General features: G+C 62.1%; 16 protein-coding genes and 1 tRNA gene. 13 read left to right on the top strand and 4 right to left on the bottom strand.

What is annotated here, in order from left to right:
* Nucleotides 1–9: 9 nt before the first annotated feature.
* From pgaB to pgaD, 3 genes are read left to right on the top strand one after another with little or no spacing between them, the layout of a single operon-like run.
* Complete coding sequence (pgaB, locus tag J3P94_RS26595; RefSeq protein ID WP_434570513.1) at nt 10–2,007, top strand: poly-beta-1,6-N-acetyl-D-glucosamine N-deacetylase PgaB; 1,998 nt, start codon at nt 10–12, stop codon at nt 2,005–2,007.
* A gap of 1 nt (nt 2,008) precedes the next feature.
* Complete coding sequence (gene pgaC, locus J3P94_RS26590) at nt 2,009–3,364, top strand: poly-beta-1,6-N-acetyl-D-glucosamine synthase (RefSeq protein ID WP_305497636.1); 1,356 nt, start codon at nt 2,009–2,011, stop codon at nt 3,362–3,364.
* Complete coding sequence (gene pgaD, locus J3P94_RS26585) at nt 3,361–3,864, top strand: poly-beta-1,6-N-acetyl-D-glucosamine biosynthesis protein PgaD (RefSeq protein WP_305497635.1); 504 nt, start codon at nt 3,361–3,363, stop codon at nt 3,862–3,864. Before pgaC ends, pgaD begins: the two co-directional genes overlap by 4 nt.
* Nucleotides 3,865–3,992: 128 nt before the next feature.
* On the opposite strand, the gene J3P94_RS26580 is transcribed toward pgaD, so the two are convergent.
* Nucleotides 3,993–5,525 carry an FAD-dependent oxidoreductase gene (locus J3P94_RS26580; protein WP_434570510.1) on the bottom strand — a complete coding sequence of 511 codons (1,533 nt, stop codon included), beginning with the start codon at nt 5,523–5,525 and terminating at the stop codon, nt 3,993–3,995.
* Between the two features lie 139 nt (nt 5,526–5,664).
* Here J3P94_RS26580 and J3P94_RS26575 point away from each other — a divergent pair, with 139 nt between their 5' ends.
* The 7 genes from J3P94_RS26575 (at nt 5,665) to J3P94_RS26545 (ending at nt 11,658) form a co-directional block, all read left to right on the top strand.
* A complete protein-coding gene (locus J3P94_RS26575; protein ID WP_434570508.1) occupies nt 5,665–6,225 on the top strand; it encodes a YbhB/YbcL family Raf kinase inhibitor-like protein in 561 nt (186 codons plus the stop codon).
* A gap of 87 nt (nt 6,226–6,312) precedes the next feature.
* Complete coding sequence (locus J3P94_RS26570) at nt 6,313–6,486, top strand: hypothetical protein (protein WP_434570506.1); 174 nt, start codon at nt 6,313–6,315, stop codon at nt 6,484–6,486.
* Between the two features lie 38 nt (nt 6,487–6,524).
* Nucleotides 6,525–7,838, top strand: coding sequence for an MFS transporter (locus J3P94_RS26565; RefSeq protein ID WP_434570504.1), 1,314 nt, complete (start codon nt 6,525–6,527; stop codon nt 7,836–7,838).
* A gap of 99 nt (nt 7,839–7,937) precedes the next feature.
* Nucleotides 7,938–8,519: a hypothetical protein gene (locus J3P94_RS26560; RefSeq protein ID WP_434570503.1), complete on the top strand. Its 582-nt coding sequence runs from the start codon at nt 7,938–7,940 to the stop codon at nt 8,517–8,519.
* 118 nt (nt 8,520–8,637) lie between these two features.
* Complete coding sequence (locus J3P94_RS26555) at nt 8,638–10,305, top strand: vWA domain-containing protein (RefSeq protein ID WP_434570501.1); 1,668 nt, start codon at nt 8,638–8,640, stop codon at nt 10,303–10,305.
* A gap of 169 nt (nt 10,306–10,474) precedes the next feature.
* Nucleotides 10,475–11,047, top strand: a complete 573-nt coding sequence (locus J3P94_RS26550; RefSeq protein WP_305501406.1) for an RNA polymerase sigma factor — start codon at nt 10,475–10,477, stop codon at nt 11,045–11,047.
* On the top strand, nt 11,044–11,658 hold the full coding sequence (locus tag J3P94_RS26545; RefSeq protein WP_434570499.1) for a hypothetical protein: 615 nt from the start codon (nt 11,044–11,046) through the stop codon (nt 11,656–11,658). Before J3P94_RS26550 ends, J3P94_RS26545 begins: the two co-directional genes overlap by 4 nt.
* Nucleotides 11,659–11,796: 138 nt before the next feature.
* Here J3P94_RS26545 and J3P94_RS26540 read toward each other — a convergent pair.
* Nucleotides 11,797–11,873, bottom strand: a tRNA-Arg gene (locus J3P94_RS26540).
* Between the two features lie 350 nt (nt 11,874–12,223).
* On the opposite strand from J3P94_RS26540, the gene gabD reads away from it, so the two are divergent.
* The 3 genes from gabD (at nt 12,224) to J3P94_RS26525 (ending at nt 16,499) form a co-directional block, all read left to right on the top strand.
* Nucleotides 12,224–13,666 carry an NADP-dependent succinate-semialdehyde dehydrogenase gene (gene gabD, locus J3P94_RS26535; RefSeq protein ID WP_434570497.1) on the top strand — a complete coding sequence of 481 codons (1,443 nt, stop codon included), beginning with the start codon at nt 12,224–12,226 and terminating at the stop codon, nt 13,664–13,666.
* 175 nt (nt 13,667–13,841) lie between these two features.
* Nucleotides 13,842–15,119, top strand: a complete 1,278-nt coding sequence (gene gabT / locus J3P94_RS26530; protein WP_434570495.1) for a 4-aminobutyrate--2-oxoglutarate transaminase — start codon at nt 13,842–13,844, stop codon at nt 15,117–15,119.
* A 165-nt stretch (nt 15,120–15,284) separates the two neighbouring features.
* Nucleotides 15,285–16,499 carry an HDOD domain-containing protein gene (locus tag J3P94_RS26525; RefSeq protein ID WP_434570493.1) on the top strand — a complete coding sequence of 405 codons (1,215 nt, stop codon included), beginning with the start codon at nt 15,285–15,287 and terminating at the stop codon, nt 16,497–16,499.
* Nucleotides 16,500–16,536: 37 nt separating this feature from the next.
* Here the strand turns inward: J3P94_RS26525 and J3P94_RS26520 are convergent, their stop codons facing one another.
* Together J3P94_RS26520 and desA are read right to left on the bottom strand one after the other, a co-directional pair.
* On the bottom strand, nt 16,537–17,526 hold the full coding sequence (locus J3P94_RS26520; RefSeq protein WP_434570491.1) for a GGDEF domain-containing protein: 990 nt from the start codon (nt 17,524–17,526) through the stop codon (nt 16,537–16,539).
* A gap of 298 nt (nt 17,527–17,824) precedes the next feature.
* Complete coding sequence (gene desA, locus J3P94_RS26515; RefSeq protein WP_305497624.1) at nt 17,825–19,009, bottom strand: delta-9 fatty acid desaturase DesA; 1,185 nt, start codon at nt 19,007–19,009, stop codon at nt 17,825–17,827.
* Nucleotides 19,010–19,038 lie beyond the last annotated feature (29 nt).

The raw sequence follows: 19,038 nt of genomic DNA, 5'->3' as shown, positions 1-19,038 counted from the left end.
AGTTTGAAAATGCCTGTCATTTCGCGATTCATCCTTCTGCTGGGAGTCTTGCTGATCAGCGCTTGTGCCCAGCAAGCCCCGGCGTTTGCCCCGCCTGCGCAACGGCCGGTGATGGCCAACGATGCGCCGTGGCCGAAAAACCACGTGCTTGGTATTGCCTACCACGACGTCGAAGACCGCGACCCCGACCAAGCCTTGGTGGCCGTGCGCACCGAGCGCCTGATCGAGCAATTGGCCTGGCTGCGGGAAAACAATTATCAGCCGGTCACGATCGACCAGATCATCGCTGCCCGCAACGGCGGCCCCGAACTGCCACCGCGCGCGGTACTGCTGAGTTTCGACGACGGCTACTCAAGCTTTTACACCCGCGTCATGCCCATTCTGCGCGCCTATAACTGGCCGGCCATCCTTGCTCCGGTCGGCAGTTGGATCGACACGCCGCTGAATCAACCGGTGGATTTTGCCGGCGTGCCACGCAAGCGTTCCGAGTTCCTGACCTGGGAGCAGATTCGCGAGGTGTCGAAATCGGGCCTGGTGGAAATCGCCGCCCACACCGATGCCAATCACAAAGGCGTACTCGCCAACCCGCAAGGCAACCAGCAGCCGGCGGCGACCACGCGGCGCTACGATCCGGCTACCGGTCGCTATGAAGCGGAAGCCGATTTCCAGGCGCGTCTGCGCAAGGATGTGGCAGCCATTTCCGAGAAGATCCGCAAAGTCACCGGCTACAGTCCGCGCGTCTGGGTCTGGCCATACGGCGAGGCGGACGGCACTGCGTTGCAGGTGATTGGCAGCCAGGGCTACCAGATGGCGCTGACCCTGGAAGACGGTCTCGACAGCCTCGATAACCTGATGAGCGGCCCGCGTTTTCTGGTGGCTTCCGATCCGGACGGTGCTCACTTCGCCGAAAGCATCGTCTCGGTGCAGACCATGGACCCGATGCGGGTGGTCCACGTCGATCTGGATTACGTCTACGATCCGGACCCTGTGCAGCAGGAGGTCAACGTCGGCAAGCTGGTCCAGCGTATCTACGATCTGGGCGCGAACACCGTCTTCCTGCAAGCTTTTGCCGACCCGAAGGGCGATGGCCTGGTCCATTCGCTGTACTTCCCCAATCGGCATCTGCCGGTACGCGCCGATCTGTTCGATCGGGTCGCATGGCAATTGCGCACCCGGGCCAACGTGAAGGTGTATGCCTGGATGCCGGTGCTCAGTTTTGCCCTGGACCCGAAGTTGCCGCGTGTACAGCGCTGGGATCCTGAAACCGGCAAGATTGGCGTCGCCCCGGACCAGTACGTACGCCTGTCGCCCTTCGACCCGAACGTGCGCAAGGTCATCGGCGAAATCTACGAAGACCTGGCGCGGATGAGTTCGGTGGACGGCGTTCTGTACCATGACGACGCGGTGTTCTCCGACTTCGAGGATGCCGGCCCAGCCGCGATGAAAGTCTATGCGGCCAACGGCTTGCCGACCTCCATCGCCGCTCTGCGCGACGACCCGGCGGCCATGCAGCGCTGGACCCGTTTCAAGAGCCGCTACCTGATCGACTTCACCGCCGAACTCACGGCCAAGGTCCGGGCAATTCGTGGTCCGGAGGTGCGCACGGCGCGCAATATCTTTGCCGAGCCGATGCTCAACCCGCAGAGCGAGGCCTGGTTCGCCCAGAACCTCGATGACTTCCTCGGCGCCTACGATTGGACGGCTCCGATGGCCATGCCGTTGATGGAAAAGCAGACCCGCGAGCAATCCGGGCCCTGGCTCGAACGGCTGGTGGAAACCGTCAAGGCTCGCCCCGGTGCACTCAAGCGCACCGTATTCGAACTGCAAGCGCGCGACTGGCACAGCCAGCCGGTGGCCGACATCGAAGGCGAACAACTGGCCGACTGGATGGGGCGCCTCAAGCGCCAGGGCGTGACCAGTTTCGGCTACTACCCGGACAACTTCATCGAAGACCAGCCTGCCGTGAAAGCCGTGCGGCCTGCGCTCTCCAACAAGTGGAATCCTTGACATGCTCGACAGACTGCTCGCCGTCCTGGTGTTGGCGATCGTCCTTGGGGTGCCCCTCGGCCTGATCTTCCTGGTCACTGGGCAATTCCTGATGGACTTCGTGTTCTTCTATCCGCTGTTCATGTCCGGGCTGTGGATCGCCGGCGGCCTGTATTTCTGGCTGCACTGGGAGCGCCACTGGCCGTGGAAAGACGACACCTTGCCGCCGCCCCTGGCCGGCGAACCGCTGATCAGCATCCTGATCCCGTGCTTCAACGAAGGCGACAATGTTGCCGACACGATTCACGCAGCGCTGGGCCAGCACTATCCGAACATCGAGGTGATCGCCATCAACGACGGCTCCAAGGACAACACCGCCGAGGTGCTGGACCGACTGGCCGCCGAAGACCCGCGCTTGCGTGTGCTGCACCTGGCGGAAAACCAGGGCAAGGCCGTAGCCCTGCGCATGGGCGCCATCGCTGCACGCAGCGAATACCTGGTGTGCATTGACGGCGACGCGCTGCTGGCACCGAATACCTGCGCCTACCTGGTGGCGCCGATGCTCGACAACGCCCGCCTCGGCGCGGTGACAGGCAACCCGCGCATTCGCACCCGTTCAACATTGGTGGGTCGGGTCCAGGTCGGTGAGTTTTCCTCGATCATCGGCTTGATCAAGCGTACCCAGCGGGTCTTCGGACGGATCTTCACCGTGTCCGGCGTGATCGTCGCCTTCCGTCGCACAGCGCTGCACCGGGTCGGCTACTGGAGCCCGGACATGATCACCGAGGACATCGACATCAGCTGGAAGCTGCAACTGGACCACTGGAGCATTTTCTACGAACCCCGTGCGTTGTGCTGGATCCTCATGCCCGAAACCCTGCGCGGCCTGTGGCGGCAACGGCTGCGCTGGGCCCAGGGCGGTGCCGAAGTGCTGTTCAAGAACATCCGCGGCATCTGGCAATACCGCCACCGTTACCTGTGGCCGCTGCTGTTCGAATACTGCCTGTCCACCGGTTGGGCGTTCACCTTCCTGCTGTCGGTGATCTTCTGGGGTGCCGGCAAATTCATCGAGATGCCCGCCGCCATCGCGGTGGACCACCTCATGCCGCCGGCCTTCACCGGGCTGTTGCTGGCGGTGGTGTGCCTGATGCAGTTCGCGGTGAGCATCCTGATCGACCGTCGCTACGAAAAAGGCCTGTGGCACATCATGTTCTGGGTGGTCTGGTACCCGTTGGTGTTCTGGTTGATCAGCCTGTTCACCACCCTGGTGAGCTTCCCCAAGGTGCTGTTCGGGCAGCATCAGAAACGTGCGCGCTGGGTTAGCCCGGATCGCGGGATCAAGCCGTTCGATGACGAAGAAGAGGAAGTGATCCGATGAAAATTATCAGGACCCGGCAGCGGCCTTTTCTGGTGGTCATCGATGTGCTCTTTACCGTGCTGGCGTGGGTTGGGCTGTTGTATCTGCTGGTCAATGGGCTCTGGCCGTTGTTCGACAGCCATGCCGGGCCGCGCCTGGGTGGTTCGCTGTTCGATACCCTGGGAACCTTGCAGATCTATGGCTGGATCGCGCTGGTCAACGCAATCATCCTGATCACCTGGGCGCGTTATCAACAGCGCAAAAGCCGCAGCTTCGCCCAGCGTCGGCTGCCGAGGCCTGCGGTGGATGACCAAGGTCTGAGCGCAAGTTTCAAGCTGACTGACGAACGACTGGAAACGTTGCGCCAGCCTGGCTCCAAAATCATCCATAACAACCCCGATGGCGACATCAGCCACGTAGTGCCGCACTTCCATCTGCTGAGCCCGGACTTGCAACCGCCGCCCCTGGCACCGCTGGACCGGCCGCAGGTGATTCATCTGCCGGCTGATCATTCTGCGTAGCAACGCAAGACACCTGTGGGAGCGAGCCTGCTCGCGATAGCGGAGTACCAGGCAGCACTGATGCCGACTGATAGGACGCCATCGCGAGCAGGCTCGCTCCCACAGGTTTGTGTTGTGTCTGGAGCAAGCTACACCGAAAAATCCCGGACCAGCCGCCAGGCCTCATCCACCGGCAGCGGTTGCTTCATGCGCTGGGCCAGCGCCGCCATGGCCCGGCCTTCATCGCAGGCCACGACGGCGGCAACGAGACCGTCCTTGCCGAGCAGAGCGATGAACGGAGGATGCTCAGGCATGCCCTTGAATTGCACCTCGTCCCATTCCTCGGCATGACCGAGGTAGTCGTAGCGTTTGCCGAAGTGGTACGTCCAGAAGAACGGCACATCCAGGTAGTGTTCCTCACCGCCGAGCATGTTCGTTGCGGCGATGCGTGCCTGTTGCTGGGCCAGGCGCCAATGTTCAATGCGCCGGGGTTGGCCGTTGAGGGGAAAGGTGGCGATATCGCCAACGGCCCAGACGCCATCGGCGACGCGCATGCCGTCGTCAGCGATCAGTGATTGATCTTTTTCCCGTGGCAGATCGGCGAACGGCTCGGTCGCCGGGCGCACGCCCACACCGATGATGACCAGGTCCGCTGCGAAACGCTGACCGTTATCCAGCACCACGGCTTCAACCTTTTCCGCACCTTCGATCCGCGCCGCTTCGCCCTCGCTGTGATAGACCACACCATTGGCCCGGTGTCGGGCCAGGATCGCCTTGCCGATGCTGTCGCCAAACTGCGCGGCGAACGGGACCGGGTGGCGGGCCAGGACGGTCACGCTCAGTTCACGTTTGCGCAGGGACGAGGCGACTTCCATGGCGATGAAGCTGTCGCCGATAATCACCGCTCGCTGCCCCGGCTGGGCACGGTCGAGGATCTGCCGGGTATCGGCCAAAGAGCGCAGGGTGAACACATTGGGCAAGTCGAGGCCGGGTATGTCTGGCGTCCTGGGCACTCCACCGGTGGCGATGAGCAGTGCGTCATAGTCCAGGCGTTGACCGTCGGCGAGATGAATCTGGCGCGCGCTGATGTCGAGACCGGCCACTTCGCCGTTGCGCCTTTCGATGCGTTGCCGGGTGAAGTAGGTTTCATCGCGCAAGGCCGGCGTCTTTTCTGCGGCCATGTCACCGGCCAACACGTATTTGCTTAGTACGGTGCGGTCATAACCGGCCTCGGCTTCGCGGTCGATCATCTGGATCCGGCCACCGAAACCCTTCTCGCGCAGCGCCGCCGCGCAAGCCGTGCCGGCCGCTCCGGCGCCGACGATGACGAAGGTGCGCGGGTCATCGGCGGGAGGGATTTTTTCGGCTGGCAGTGGTTGCTCATCGACCCATACTTCATCGCCCCGCAGCTCGACGTGATAACGCTGCAGGCTGTCGAGGGCCGGCGGCTCGCACAGGGCGCCGTCTTCGGCACGGAACGCGGCCTTGTGCCACGGGCAGATCAGCCTGCCGTGACACACCGCGCCCTCGGCCAGCGGCGCCCCGGCATGCGGGCATTTGCCTTGGAAAGCTCGGACCTGTCCGCCAGCCCGCAGCAGCAGGACGGGCGTTTCGTTGAGGGTCACTTCGAGGCCGCGGTCCTCTCGCACATCAGCGAGGCGGGCGACTTGATGCATGGGCATGGTCGTTCTCCGACAGGCGTTTCCCGTTCGAGTCAGGGGAGTGCAACGAGGTTCAGCATAATTGTCACTGCAACCGGGCCGGCGCTGCGGCTATAGTTCGCAGGCCGTCCATGGCCTGAATCGAATTAAGGTGCCCGGTATGACTCGATTGACCTCCCTTTCCTCCTGGCTCGCGGCCGTCACCCTCGTGCTGTGCGCGCAAGGGGTTGTCCAGGCCGAAGAGCGTTTCACCCTGAGCATTCCCGGTGTGTCGGACGACCGCCTCTTCACTGCCGCCGCCGCGAGCGACGCGAACACCTGCGGCGGCAAGAATATTTCTCCGGCGCTGAGCTGGAACGCCGGCCCGCCTGGCACCCTCAGCTATGCCATCGTCATGCTCGATCCCGATGGCCAGCGCGGGCAGGGCGTCGACCACTGGGTCCATTACGGGATCAAGGCCAGCACCCGACAGATCCCGGCGGGCGCGGGTACCAAATCCACCCTGGAAGGCATGAGCGGCATCAACAGCAAGGACACTCACGGCTACATCGGTCCGTGCCCACCCGTTGGCGACAGCGCTCATCACTACCTGATCCAGATATTCGCCCTGGACCTGCCACCCGACGCATTGCCCGCCGGTCTCACACGCGCCCAGTTGATGGAAAAACTCAAAGGCCACGTACTGCGCAACAGCAGCGTGGTGCGCCGCTACCACCGCTGACCGGCTGGCCCAATCGTCACGTAAGTTGGCATCGAGCGCCAAAAGCGAGCACTATCGGCGCCTGTTCACTCATACCGGAGGATGGCGATGACGCAGCAAACCGACGGCATCGCCCGCCTCAAGAACTGCCCCACCAAGGGCGACGAAATACGCCGGGCCATCGCCCAGAGCCGCAAGGATTTTCTGCCCGCTGACGAGGCCGTAGACGCCGAGCCAGGCCAACCGTCGGCGCAGCCCGTGGACAAGGGTCCCGCTGCCTGATCCGACGCCTTCTTCCAACCATTTTTCCAAACATGCCTATGACTGCCACCCATCATTTGCCAGGCGCGCGGTTCAGCCGCTCCGACTACAAGACCCTGGGCCTCGCCGCCCTCGGCGGCGCGCTGGAAATCTACGACTTCATCATTTTCGTTTTTTTCGCCCTGACCCTCAGCCAACTGTTCTTCCCGCCGGAAATGCCCGAGTGGCTGCGCCTGCTACAGAGCTTCGGGATTTTTGCCACCGGCTATCTGGCGCGTCCCCTGGGCGGGATACTCATGGCGCACTTTGCCGATCGCCTGGGCCGCAAGCGTGTCTTCAGCCTGAGCATCCTGATGATGGCGTTGCCGTGTCTGCTCATTGGTGTACTGCCGACCTATGCGCAAATCGGCTATTTCGCCCCGTTGCTGTTGTTGGCGCTGCGCATCCTGCAAGGCGCGGCGGTGGGCGGGGAGGTGCCGAGTGCCTGGGTATTCGTGGCCGAACACGCGCCGTTGCGGCATCGCGGCTATGCCTTGGGCTTTCTCCAGGCGGGCTTGACCTTCGGCTACTTGCTCGGCGCCTTGACCGCCACGGCGCTGGCGCGGATCTTCACCCCGACCGAAATCCTCGACTACGCGTGGCGCTTGCCGTTCCTGCTGGGCGGGATATTCGGCGTGATCGGCGTCTGGCTGCGCCGCTGGCTGAGCGAAACGCCGATTTTCTTGGCCCTGCAAGCCAATCGCGAAGGCGCGACGGAGCTGCCGCTGCGCACGGTTTTTCGCGACCATCGGCATGCCTTGCTGCCCGCCGCCATTCTTACCTGCGTACTGACTTCCGCCGTGGTGGTCTTTGTGGTCATCACCCCCACAGTGATGCAGAAAAGCTTCGGCCTGACCCCCAGCCACACGTTTGCCCTGAGCAGCCTCGGCATCGTTTTCCTGAACATCGGCTGCGTCCTGGCCGGCCTCGTCGTCGACCGCATCGGCGCCTGGCGCACCGTCATGCTCTATAGCCTGCTGTTGCCGCTGGGCATCGCCGTGCTCTATGCCAGCCTGATCAGCGGCAGCGACTGGCTGGGCCTGGCCTACGCCGTGGCCGGCCTGGGTTGCGGCGTGGTCGGCGCGGTGCCTTCGGTGATGGTCAGCCTGTTCCCGCCGAAGATTCGCGTGTCCGGTATCTCCTTCACCTACAACATCGCTTATGCACTCTGGGCCAGCATGACGCCGTTGTTGTTGATTGCGCTGGTGCCGTGGAGCCCGTGGGTTTGCGTGGCGTATTGCGTGGTGATGGGCGCGGTGGGAGTAGGGGCGGCGGCTTATTTTCCGAGGCGGCAGGCAAAGATCCTGCGGCCCTCTCTGGCCTGTGAGTCTTGATCCTGCGCCGCGTAAAAGGAAAAACCGCTTGAGAATCCCACCGTCGTCCTTAAAATGGCGCCACCATTTTGGCATCACTTCTTTTCAGGGACGAATCTCATGCGCGTTTTTGCCACCTTCCTCGCCATCTTGCTTATGGCGGGCTGCGCGTCCAAGCCGGACTACTACATTTCTCCTGCGCCGGTGGCGATTCCCCAAACCGCCACATACTGGATCGACACGTTCAACGTAGAGGTCGCCGGCAAGAACGAACGTTTCCTGCCCGACGAAAAAGTCCGTGACAAGCTGCACACCGACCTGATCGTGCGCTTGCTCGACGGCAATCGCTACGCCTCCAGCAAGGAAAGCGCTGACTACCTGCTGGATATCAACGCCGTCTACGCCCGCCGTATCCAGGACACCCAAGGTGGTTTGATGAACAGTATCGTTGCCGACGGTACGTACCTTGCCAGTGTCGACTTCAGCTACCGGGTCCAGGTAAAGAAGGCCGGCGCCGAGGTGCTGCATTTCGCCCAGGCTCGCGAGGGGCTGATGCCGGCCGGCGCGATCGGGCAATTTCACGCCATGAAAGGCATCGCTGGAGCCCTCACGAAACGGGGCAATTCCGATGTGGAGGAGTACTACACCAGCCAGCTGAGCCGTTTCATCGCCGATGACCTGCGGGCCATTCCGTCTCGCTGATGCTATCTGCCGACGCTGACAGGACAAGTGCATGAAAAATTTTCTGGTCGTTAACCCGAACCTCTGATCTCTTGCGTCTGACCTTGCGTACGGATCATCCATTCACGAGGTTCAGCCCATGTCCCGTCCGCTTTCGTATATGCGTCCCGCCACCCAGGGCTTTGCCGTCACGCTGCTGGTGGCGTTGGCCGGTTGTGGGTTGTCTTCGTCCCGTGAGGCTGCCAAGCCGGCCGAACCGGTGGCGGCGGCGCCCATCGTCGCGCCGCAAGGGGAGATCGCCTACGTGCGCCAGACTATGGCCAAGCGCATGGCCGCGCCGGCATCAATGCCTGCGCCGATGGGCGATGTTGCCTCCAATGATTACCGCAGCGAGCCGCGCGAACAGTACGAGAAGCTGCCGGAAAATCCTGTCCACAGCGTCGCCGAGACACCGGTCTCGACCTTCAGCGTGGATGTCGATACCGGCAGCTATGCCAACGTGCGACGTTTCCTCAACCAGGGCAGCCTGCCGCCTGAGGGCGCTGTGCGGTTGGAGGAAATGATCAACTACTTTCCTTACCATTACGCGTTGCCCACCGACGGATCGCCCTTTGGCGTGACCACCGAAATCGCGCCATCGCCCTGGAACCCCCGCACCCGGTTGTTGCGTGTCGGGATCAAGGCCAGCGACCGCGCCGTCTCAGACCTGGCCCCGGCCAACCTGGTGTTTCTGGTGGATGTGTCCGGCTCGATGAACCGTCGCGAAGGCCTGCCGCTGGTCAAGAGCACGCTGAAATTGCTGGTGGACCAATTGCGCGATCAGGACCGGGTGTCCCTGGTGGTCTATGCCGGTGAATCCCGGGTCGTGCTCAAGCCCACCTCGGGTAGCGACAAGGTGAAGATCCGCAACGCCATCGATCAACTGAACGCCGGTGGATCGACCGCCGGTGCCTCGGGCATCGAACTGGCCTACCAGATGGCTCGGGAGAGCTTTATCGACAAAGGCATCAACCGCATCCTGCTGGCCACCGATGGTGACTTCAACGTCGGCATCAGTGATTTCGACAGCCTCAAGCAGATGGCCGTGGATCAGCGCAAAAGCGGCGTCTCCCTGACCACACTGGGCTTCGGTGTGGATAACTACAACGAACACCTGATGGAGCAACTGGCTGACGCCGGTGACGGTAACTACGCGTACATCGACAACCTGCTCGAAGCGCGCAAGGTCCTGGTGGACCAGCTCAGCTCCACCCTGGCGGTGGTAGCGCGAGACGTGAAGTTGCAGGTGGAGTTCAACCCCGCCCAGGTCAGCGAATATCGACTGCTGGGTTATGAGAACCGCGCATTGAAGCGTGAGGATTTCAGCAACGACAAGGTCGACGCAGGCGAGATCGGCGCTGGGCATACAGTGACCGCGCTGTATGAAATTGTCCCGAAAGGAGAGCAGGGCTGGTTGGAGCCGCTGCGTTATGGGAACGCGCCCAACTCGGACGGCAAGTCCGGCGAACTGGCGATGTTGCGCGTACGCTACAAGCCGGCGGAAGGCGGTAGCAGCCGGTTGATCGAACATCCCATTGCCGTTTCACCGCGCAATGACAAAACCAGCGACGACCTGCGCTTCTCGGCCGCCGTGGCGGCCTTCGCCCAACAGCTCAAGGGCGATGGACGCTACACTGGACAGATGACCTTGAAGGATACCGCGCAGTTGGCGCGCTCGGCGCGCGGTGACGATCCGTTCGGGCTGCGTGCCGAGTTCGTGCAACTGGTGGAGCTGGCCCAGAGCCTCGAACCTGCGGCCAAACGCTGATCCTGAGCACAATCAGGATCAGATGTGGGAGCGAGCCTGCTCGCGATGGCGGTGTATCAGTCACATCAATGCCAACTGAACCGACGTCATCGCGAGCAAGCTCGCTCCCACAGGGTTCCCATGTCGTCGCCAGGACTGTGTTGCAATGACAAAGGAGTTCGTCATCGAAATGCCCGCTGCGCTTGATTCTCCCAGCGACGAATCGCTGCTGGCCCGCTATCGCGAAGGCGACGGGGCTTGTTTCGAAGCCCTGTACGCCCGCCATCGGCAAGGGCTTTATCGTTTTCTCGTGTCCTTGAGCAACAAGGCCGAACTGGCCGAGGAAATTTTCCAGGACACCTGGCTCAGCCTGATTCGCAGCACCACCCAGCCACAAGGCCGGGCGAGTTTTCGTACATGGTTGTTCCAGATTGCCCGTAACCGCTTGATCGACCACTGGCGCAAGCACGGCGTCCACAACCCGCTGCACGACAGTTACGACGAGCAGCTTCATGTCCAGCCCGACGACACCGGCAACCCTGAGCAACAGTTGAGCCTGAGTCGCGACCAGGCTCGTCTCGACGCCGCGTTGCAGGCGTTGCCCGAGGATCAGCGGGAAGTGTTCCTGCTGCGCCTGCACGGTGATCTCGAACTGCCACAGATCGCTGCCCTGACCGGCGTTCCGCTGGAAACGGTCAAGAGCCGCTTGCGTTACGCCCAACAGAAGCTGCATCGCCTGTTGGCCGAGGAGGTACCCGCATGATCGACCCCAAACAGACGCCGGATACCATCGACGAAACGCTGGTCGAACATTTCCGCCAACACGCCAGCGGCGAGCCGCCGGCCTCCATGGACGCCTTCATCCTGGCCACCGCCCGCCGTGAAGCCCCGACGCCGGCGCCGAGCCTGTGGCAGCGCTGGCTGCAGGCTTGTCAGCGACCACGGTGGCAAATGGCGTTCGCCACGGTTGCCGGTGTGGCGCTGATGATCGGCCTGGTGCTGCGTACGCCGACCGAGGAGCAACTGGCTTCACCCGCCTCGATGGAGTTTTCCGCCGATCGGCAACAGCCTTCGGTTGCCGCTGCCCCGCCGCCAGCCATGCCCGCCCCCGCACCGATCACTCGCATGGCGCCCCAGGGCGAACTGGCCCGAGCCCCGGCCAGCCCGGTGCAGGCGTTGGCGGATAAACCTGCGGCGAAAATGAGCAAAGCCGCGCCCGCCGCAATGCCAACACTGGAGCAGGAGCTGCTGGAAGTGCTGCGATTGCGCGAGGCGGGTGACAGCAAGGCGGCTGATGAGAGGCTGCTGGCGTTGCACAAGCGCTTTCCCAAGGAAGACTTGCCGGCGCGGTTGGAAATATTGCGTAAGCGATGACCGAGCGCCCGTGGCGAGGGAGCTTGCTCCCGCTGGGCTGCGCAGCAGCCCCAAAACTACCCAGTTCAGAATCGGGTAAGGACAGCGCCACAAAAAAGCCCCAATCCGTGAGGACTGGGGCTTTTGATTTTTCATGTCTGGTGCACCAGGCGGGATTCGAACCCACGACCCCTGCCTTCGGAGGGCAGTACTCTATCCAGCTGAGCTACTGGTGCAACGCGGGCGCCATGATACTCATAAGCATGGCGGGCGTCCATGCTGCTGATTTGCCGTTTGTTTTCGCCTCGCTCGGCGGCTGTTGGCTACGCTGATCAGAAAAAACAGGCAAATGCAGCTTTTTCGTTCTTTTTTTCGAACAGGCTATTGTCCTTCAACCCCATCGGCCCTAGGATTCGTTTGAGATTTCAAACGCTCTTGTCTGGGTGCTGAACCGCACGTCTGTGCTTATGTGCGTTATTTCTGTGCTTCAGCCCGGTGGATGATTTCCCTGACGGCAGCCCATGAGGCGCCTTTCTACAACTCTAATTCGCTCCGCGTGCGCGCGGTGCTGTTAAGGAAAGCCGACATGCAGCTTAAAGACACCCAGTTGTTCCGCCAGCAAGCCTTTATCGATGGCGCTTGGGTCGATGCGGACAATGGTCAGACGATCAAGGTCACCAACCCGGCGACGGGCGAAGTATTGGGCACAGTGCCGAAGATGGGCGCTGCCGAAACCCGTCGCGCGATCGAAGCCGCCGACAAGGCGCTGCCGGCCTGGCGTGCGTTGACCGCCAAGGAACGCGCCAACAAGCTGCGTCGCTGGTATGAATTGCTGATCGAAAACCAGGACGACCTTGGTCGCCTGATGACCCTGGAGCAGGGCAAGCCGCTGGCCGAAGCCAAGGGCGAAATCGTCTATGCCGCTTCCTTTATCGAATGGTTCGCCGAAGAAGCCAAGCGCATCTACGGTGATGTGATTCCCGGCCACCAGCCGGACAAGCGCCTGATCGTGATCAAGCAGCCGATTGGCGTGACCGCCGCCATCACGCCGTGGAACTTCCCGGCCGCGATGATCACCCGCAAGGCCGGCCCGGCCCTGGCCGCCGGTTGCACCATGGTCATCAAGCCGGCTTCGCAGACGCCGTTCTCGGCCCTGGCCCTGGTAGAGCTGGCGCACCGTGCCGGCATCCCGCAAGGCGTGTTGAGCGTGGTCACTGGCAGTGCCGGCGACATCGGTGGCGAGCTGACCAGCAACCCGATCGTGCGCAAGCTGTCCTTCACCGGTTCGACCGAGATCGGTCGCCAGTTGATGGCCGAATGCGCCAAGGACATCAAGAAGGTTTCCCTGGAGCTGGGCGGCAACGCGCCCTTCATCGTGTTCGACGACGCCGACCTGGATAAGGCCGTCGAAGGTGCGATCATTTCCAAATACCGCAACAACGGCCAGACCTGCGTCTGCGCCAACCGCCTGTACGTCCAGGATTCGGTATACGACGCCTTCGCCGAAAAACTCAAGGCAGCGGTGGCCAAGCTCAAGATCGGCAACGGTCTGGAAGACGGCATCACTACCGGTCCGTTGATCGACGAAAAAGCCGTTGCCAAGGTTCAGGAACACATCGCCGATGCGGTCAGCAAAGGCGCGACCGTACTGTCCGGCGGCAAGCCGATGGAAGGCAATTTCTTCGAGCCGACCATCCTGACCAACGTGCCGAAAAATGCCGCCGTGGCGAAGGAAGAAACCTTCGGCCCATTGGCGCCGCTGTTCCGCTTCAAAGACGAAGCCGAAGTGATCGCGATGTCCAACGACACCGAGTTCGGCCTGGCTTCGTATTTTTATGCCCGCGACCTGGGCCGTGTGTTCCGTGTGGCCGAAGCCCTGGAATACGGCATGGTCGGCGTCAACACCGGTTTGATCTCCAACGAAGTCGCGCCGTTCGGCGGCATCAAGGCTTCGGGCCTGGGCCGTGAGGGCTCCAAGTACGGCATCGAGGACTACCTGGAAATCAAATACCTCTGCCTGGGTATCTGATCTGCTACAAGCGCAAAGGGCACGAGAGCGCTGTCCCTTTGCGCGTTTCACCCCGTTCTGTTTCTTGTGGCCGGAACGCTGCGGCAGTCGATCATCGCATGCTGTCGCAGTTGCCTCCCCGCCATGTATTCCTTGAGCCACGCCGACCGATGAGCGGCGAATGAGGACATTTTTAATGAGCAAGACCAACGCAGACCTGATGGCCCGCCGTACCGCCGCTGTTCCCCGCGGTGTCGGCCAGATTCACCCGATCTTTGCCGAATCGGCGAAGAACGCCACGGTTACCGATGTTGAAGGTCGTGAATTCATCGACTTCGCCGGTGGTATCGCCGTACTGAACACCGGCCACGTGCACCCGAAGATCATCGCCGCCGTTACCGAACAGCTGAACAAGCTGACCCACACTTGCTTCCAGGTCCTGGCCTACGAGCCGTACGTGGAACTGTGCGAAAAAATCAACGCCAAGGTCCCGGGTGATTTCGCCAAGAAAACCCTGCTGGTGACCACCGGTTCCGAAGCGGTGGAAAACGCCGTGAAGATCGCCCGCGCCGCCACCGGCCGTGCCGGTGTGATCGCCTTCACCGGCGCTTACCACGGTCGTACCATGATGACCCTGGGCCTGACCGGTAAGGTCGTGCCTTACTCGGCCGGCATGGGCCTGATGCCTGGCGGCATTTTCCGCGCGCTGTACCCGAACGAGCTGCATGGCGTGAGCGTCGACGACTCCATCGCCAGCATCGAACGCATCTTCAAGAACGACGCCGAGCCACGCGACATCGCCGCCATCATCATCGAGCCGGTCCAGGGCGAGGGTGGCTTCTATGTGGCGCCGAAAGCCTTCATGCAGCGCCTGCGCGCCTTATGCGACCAGCACGGCATCCTGCTGATTGCCGACGAAGTGCAGACCGGCGCCGGTCGTACCGGTACGTTCTTCGCCATGGAGCAGATGGGCGTCGCCGCCGACCTGACCACCTTTGCCAAATCCATTGCTGGCGGTTTCCCGCTCGCCGGTGTGTGCGGCAAGGCCGAATACATGGATGCCATCGCACCGGGCGGCCTCGGCGGCACCTACGCCGGCAGCCCGATTGCCTGCGCCGCTGCGCTGGCGGTGATGGACGTGTTCGAAGAAGAACACCTGCTGGATCGCTGCAAGGCCGTGGGCGAGCGCCTGGTGACTGGCCTCAAGGCTATCCAGAAGAAGTACCCTGTCATCGGTGAAGTCCGTGCCCTGGGCGCCATGATCGCCGTGGAGCTGTTTGAAGATGGCGACACCCACAAGCCGAACGCTGCCGCCGTTGCGCAAGTGGTGGCCAAGGCGCGCGACAAGGGCTTGATCCTGCTGTCCTGCGGCACCTATGGCAACGTCCTGCGCGTGCTGGTGCCGCTGACTTCGCCGGACGAGCAACTGGACAAAGGCCTGGCAATCATCGAAGAGTGTTTCTCCGAGCTTTGATATTTACGAGTTCTGATCCTTACGAGCTCTGAGCTTTGTGCTGATCCACAAAAAACCCGCTTCGGCGGGTTTTTTCATATTCGGCTACAGATCCACGGTGGTTTCGACCTGTCTGGAATGGCCGTTATTGTCTAAGGTGCATGTATTGCAAGGGAGCGATGCGGCATGACTGCTGTGGATTTACCCGCTGTACCGCGTGTGTTGATTGCCGAGGCCGATCCGGCGTCCAGAGAGCTGCTTGAACAGGTGCTGTCCGGAGTGCGTTGCGATGCGCGGATAGACACTTGTGGCGAGGGACGGCAGGCCTTGGAGCTGCTGGCGCATAATTCTTACGACCTGGTGATCGCCGATTGGGAACTGCCGGGTGTCGATGGCCTGAGCATCTTGCGCAGCTTGCGCCAACACCATCGCACGCCCATGTTGCCGTTCATCCTGGTGAGCCGGCGCAACGACAGCGCCAGCGTGCGCGAGGTCTTGCCCCTGGCGCCGACGGCCTATCTGACCAAGCCCTTGAACCGGGAAAACCTGACCCAGCGTCTGCAAGGGTTACTTCTCCATAGCGAGGACACATCCAACGCCGCGCCAATTCCAGGACCGGGCCTTACATTGGCAACGTTTCTGGAGCGTCGACGAGACATGGCCGAAGGCGCGCCGTTGATGACCGATGTGCAGGTCGCGATCAAACGCAGCCTCAATCCTGGTGGACTGGATCTGAAACTGCTGGAAGAAGAGCTCCGTACTGACCCGCAGATCACCGCCGTGCTGATTGCCGCGGCCAACAGCGCCGCGCAACATCAGGGCGGCGGTCCGGTGCAGACCGTGGCCCAGGCGCTGCATCAGCTAGGCACCGGGCAAAGCATGAACCTGATCCTGGGCTTGACCCTCAAGCGCTGTGCCCGGTTGAACGTGCCTTGGCTGGCGGACTATGCCGAACGTTATTGGGAGTTGTCGCTGCACACCGCCGAGTACGCTCGGACGATGGCGCGCATGCTTGATCTGGAACAGGAGCGCTGTTATTGCGCCGGCCTGTTGCATCGCTTGGGCGACCTGGCACTGCTGCGCTGCATGGAAGAGTGGAAGCAGGCCGGCGGCGAGTTGGACGAGCCGGAGGAAATCGGCGATTCGCTCGAACAGTTCGGCGCCGGTTTTGGCTCGGCGCTGCGTACACGCTGGCGCTTGCCGCTGGAGCTGCGCGAATTGATCGCGGCGGTCTACGGTCTCGGTGGCGGGGTTTATTCCCGCGAGGCGCTGGTGATGAACATGGCGGCGCAGATGGCGCATTTACCCGCGCACGAAGGGCTTGAAGAACTGGCCCGGGGACGCACGGCGCGCTTGCTGAAGATCGGGCTGCCAGAGTTGATGCGGTTGCGCCGCCAGTAAATTCGCCACTGATCACAGTTGATTGAGGGTGAGACACTCAAGCCGCGATGATGCGGTTCTTGCCCTGGCGCTTGGCCTCGTACATCGCCGCGTCAGCACGGGCGAACAGGTTGTCGAGGGTCTGGTCTTCGGCGCTGATCCCGGTCAGGCCCTGGCTGACGGTGATGCCGAAGTTATGCTCCCCGCAGCGAAACGCCAGGCGCTGGATTTCCCGCTGCAAGCGCTCGGCGACCTGCAATGCCATGTCCGGGGCACAGCCGGGGAAAACAGCGGCAAACTCTTCACCACCAATCCGACCGAAGAGGTCACCGCGCCTGAGCACGCTCCGCCCGCTCTCGGCGATCTTTTGCAATACCGTATCGCCTTCCTGGTGGCCGTAAGTGTCGTTGATCAGTTTGAAGTCATCGATGTCCAGCAACAGGAATGCCATCGGCGTGCCTTGCAGCCTTGCCTGCTCGAACTCCCGATGGGCGCACTCGAAGAAATGACGGCGGTTGCTGCTCTGGGTGAGCACGTCGGTGGTCGCCAGTCGCTGCAGTTCGCTTTCGAGCAGCTTCTTTTCGGTGATGTCTTCGGCGATGCCGACCACAATCACCGGTTGGCCCGGATCGGCCTGACGGTTGATGAAGCATTTGTCGCTGAGCCAGCGGATCTGGCCGTCGGCGGCGATGATGCGGTATTCCCGATCTTCCACGGCGCCTTTGACCAACACTTCGGCCAGGCTGCGCTCGGCGTAATCCAGATCATCCGGATAGATTGCGTCACGCCATTCGTTGTAGTCAGCCAGCACGAGGCCGGCCGGGCGGCCGAAAATCCGCTCGTAGGCGGGGCTGACATACAGCACTTGCCGGGTTTCCCAATTGAATGCCCAGAGCACCGCGTTGACGCTGACCAGCAACGAACTGAACAACTGCTCCCGCTCGCTCAGACGCGCCACTTCCCCTTGGGCGTGCATCAGCGCCATGAGTGTCTGGGCCGCTTCTGGCCAATGTGGCTGGGATGAATCCTGTAGGTTCTTGTCGACCATCGGCACAAATCTCAAGGAACGTGCATTGCTATGGATTTGCACGCGCTCACTCCAAAGCCCGCCAGGATGGCGAAGTGCTCTTGAGATAGGGGATTGTGGGCGAAGTTCCTTTTCAGGCGACGAAGGGCGGGAGCTTTCGTTCGAACATGTGGGATGAACTTGTGGCGAGGGAGCTTGCTCCCGCTCGGCTGCGAAGCAGGCGTGAGCCGGCGGGAACGGTGGGCCTGATGGTCCGGTTTCGGCGGGTTCTGGGGCCGCTTTGCGGCCCAGCGGGAGCAAGCTCCCTCGCCACAAGGGGTCAGGCGGTGGCCGGCCGCAAGGAATAAGTCTTGAGCTGGTCGGCAAAATCGCGCAGTGACTGGATGCCGCTGGCCTCGGCTTCGTGGACCCATTCCTTGATAGCCGCGAGCATGTCGTGGCCGTTGCTGCTGGTCTTGACCCAGATCTGCTGCAAGGCCAGGCGCTTCTCGTAGATCACCTTCAGCGCCTGGCTGTGTTCCAGCATGTTCTGGATGCGCACATGATGGCGCTCGTCCAGCAGGCTGGTTTCACGCGACAAAAGGCGTTTGGCCCGATGAAACTGATGGCGGACCGAGTGATCGACTTTTTCCAGCTCCTGCTTGACCAGGGGCGCGATGACCAGCCTGCGGTACTGGGCCATGATCTGGAAACGGTTGTTGAGGATCGCCATGGCGGTGTCCATGTCCAGGTGGCCCTTGCCTTCGACCCGGTGGGCGATCGGCGCGACCCGCTGGACCTTGGCCAGGCGCAGGAAACTGAAGACCTTGATCCAGGCCCAGCCCAGGTCGAATTCCCATTTGCGCACCGACAGCTTGGCCGAATTGGGATAGGTGTGGTGGTTGTTGTGCAGTTCTTCGCCACCAATGAGGATGCCCCAAGGCACCAGGTTGGTGGCCGCGTCACGGCATTCGAAATTGCGGTAGCCCACGGCATGCCCCAGGCCATTGACCACGCCAGCGGCCCAGACCGGGATCCACATCATCTGGATGGCCCAGATAGTGATGCCGATGGTGCCGAACAGCAGCAGGTCGATGACGCCCATGATCGCCACGCCCAGTAGGGGGAAGCGGCTGTACAGGTTGCGTTCGATCCAATCCTCGGGGCAGTTCTTGCCGTAGATGCGCAAGGTTTCCGGATTTTCCGCTTCGGCGCGGTACAACTCGGCGCCCTTGCGCAGCACGGTAGACAGGCCTTTGATCACCGGGCTGTGGGGATCGTCCTCGGTTTCGCATTTGGCGTGGTGCTTGCGGTGGATGGCGGTCCACTCGCGGGTATTCTGCGCCGTGGTCAGCCACAGCCAGAAGCGGAAGAAATGTTTGAGACCGGCGTTGAGTTCCAGGGAACGGTGAGCCGAATACCGGTGCAGGTAGACCGTGACGCTGATGATCGTCACGTGAGTCATCAGCAGGGTGACTGCCACCAGCGACCAGGCCGACAAGCCAAGAAAACCTTCGTACCACATAGGCTGTAGGGCCCTCGATAAAGATGAAA

The organism is Pseudomonas sp. Z3-8 (assembly GCF_051131975.1).
Lineage (GTDB): Bacteria > Pseudomonadota > Gammaproteobacteria > Pseudomonadales > Pseudomonadaceae > Aquipseudomonas.
The sequence above is the reverse complement of the archived record's forward strand: the minus strand, read 5'-3'. Positions and strand labels throughout refer to the sequence as shown.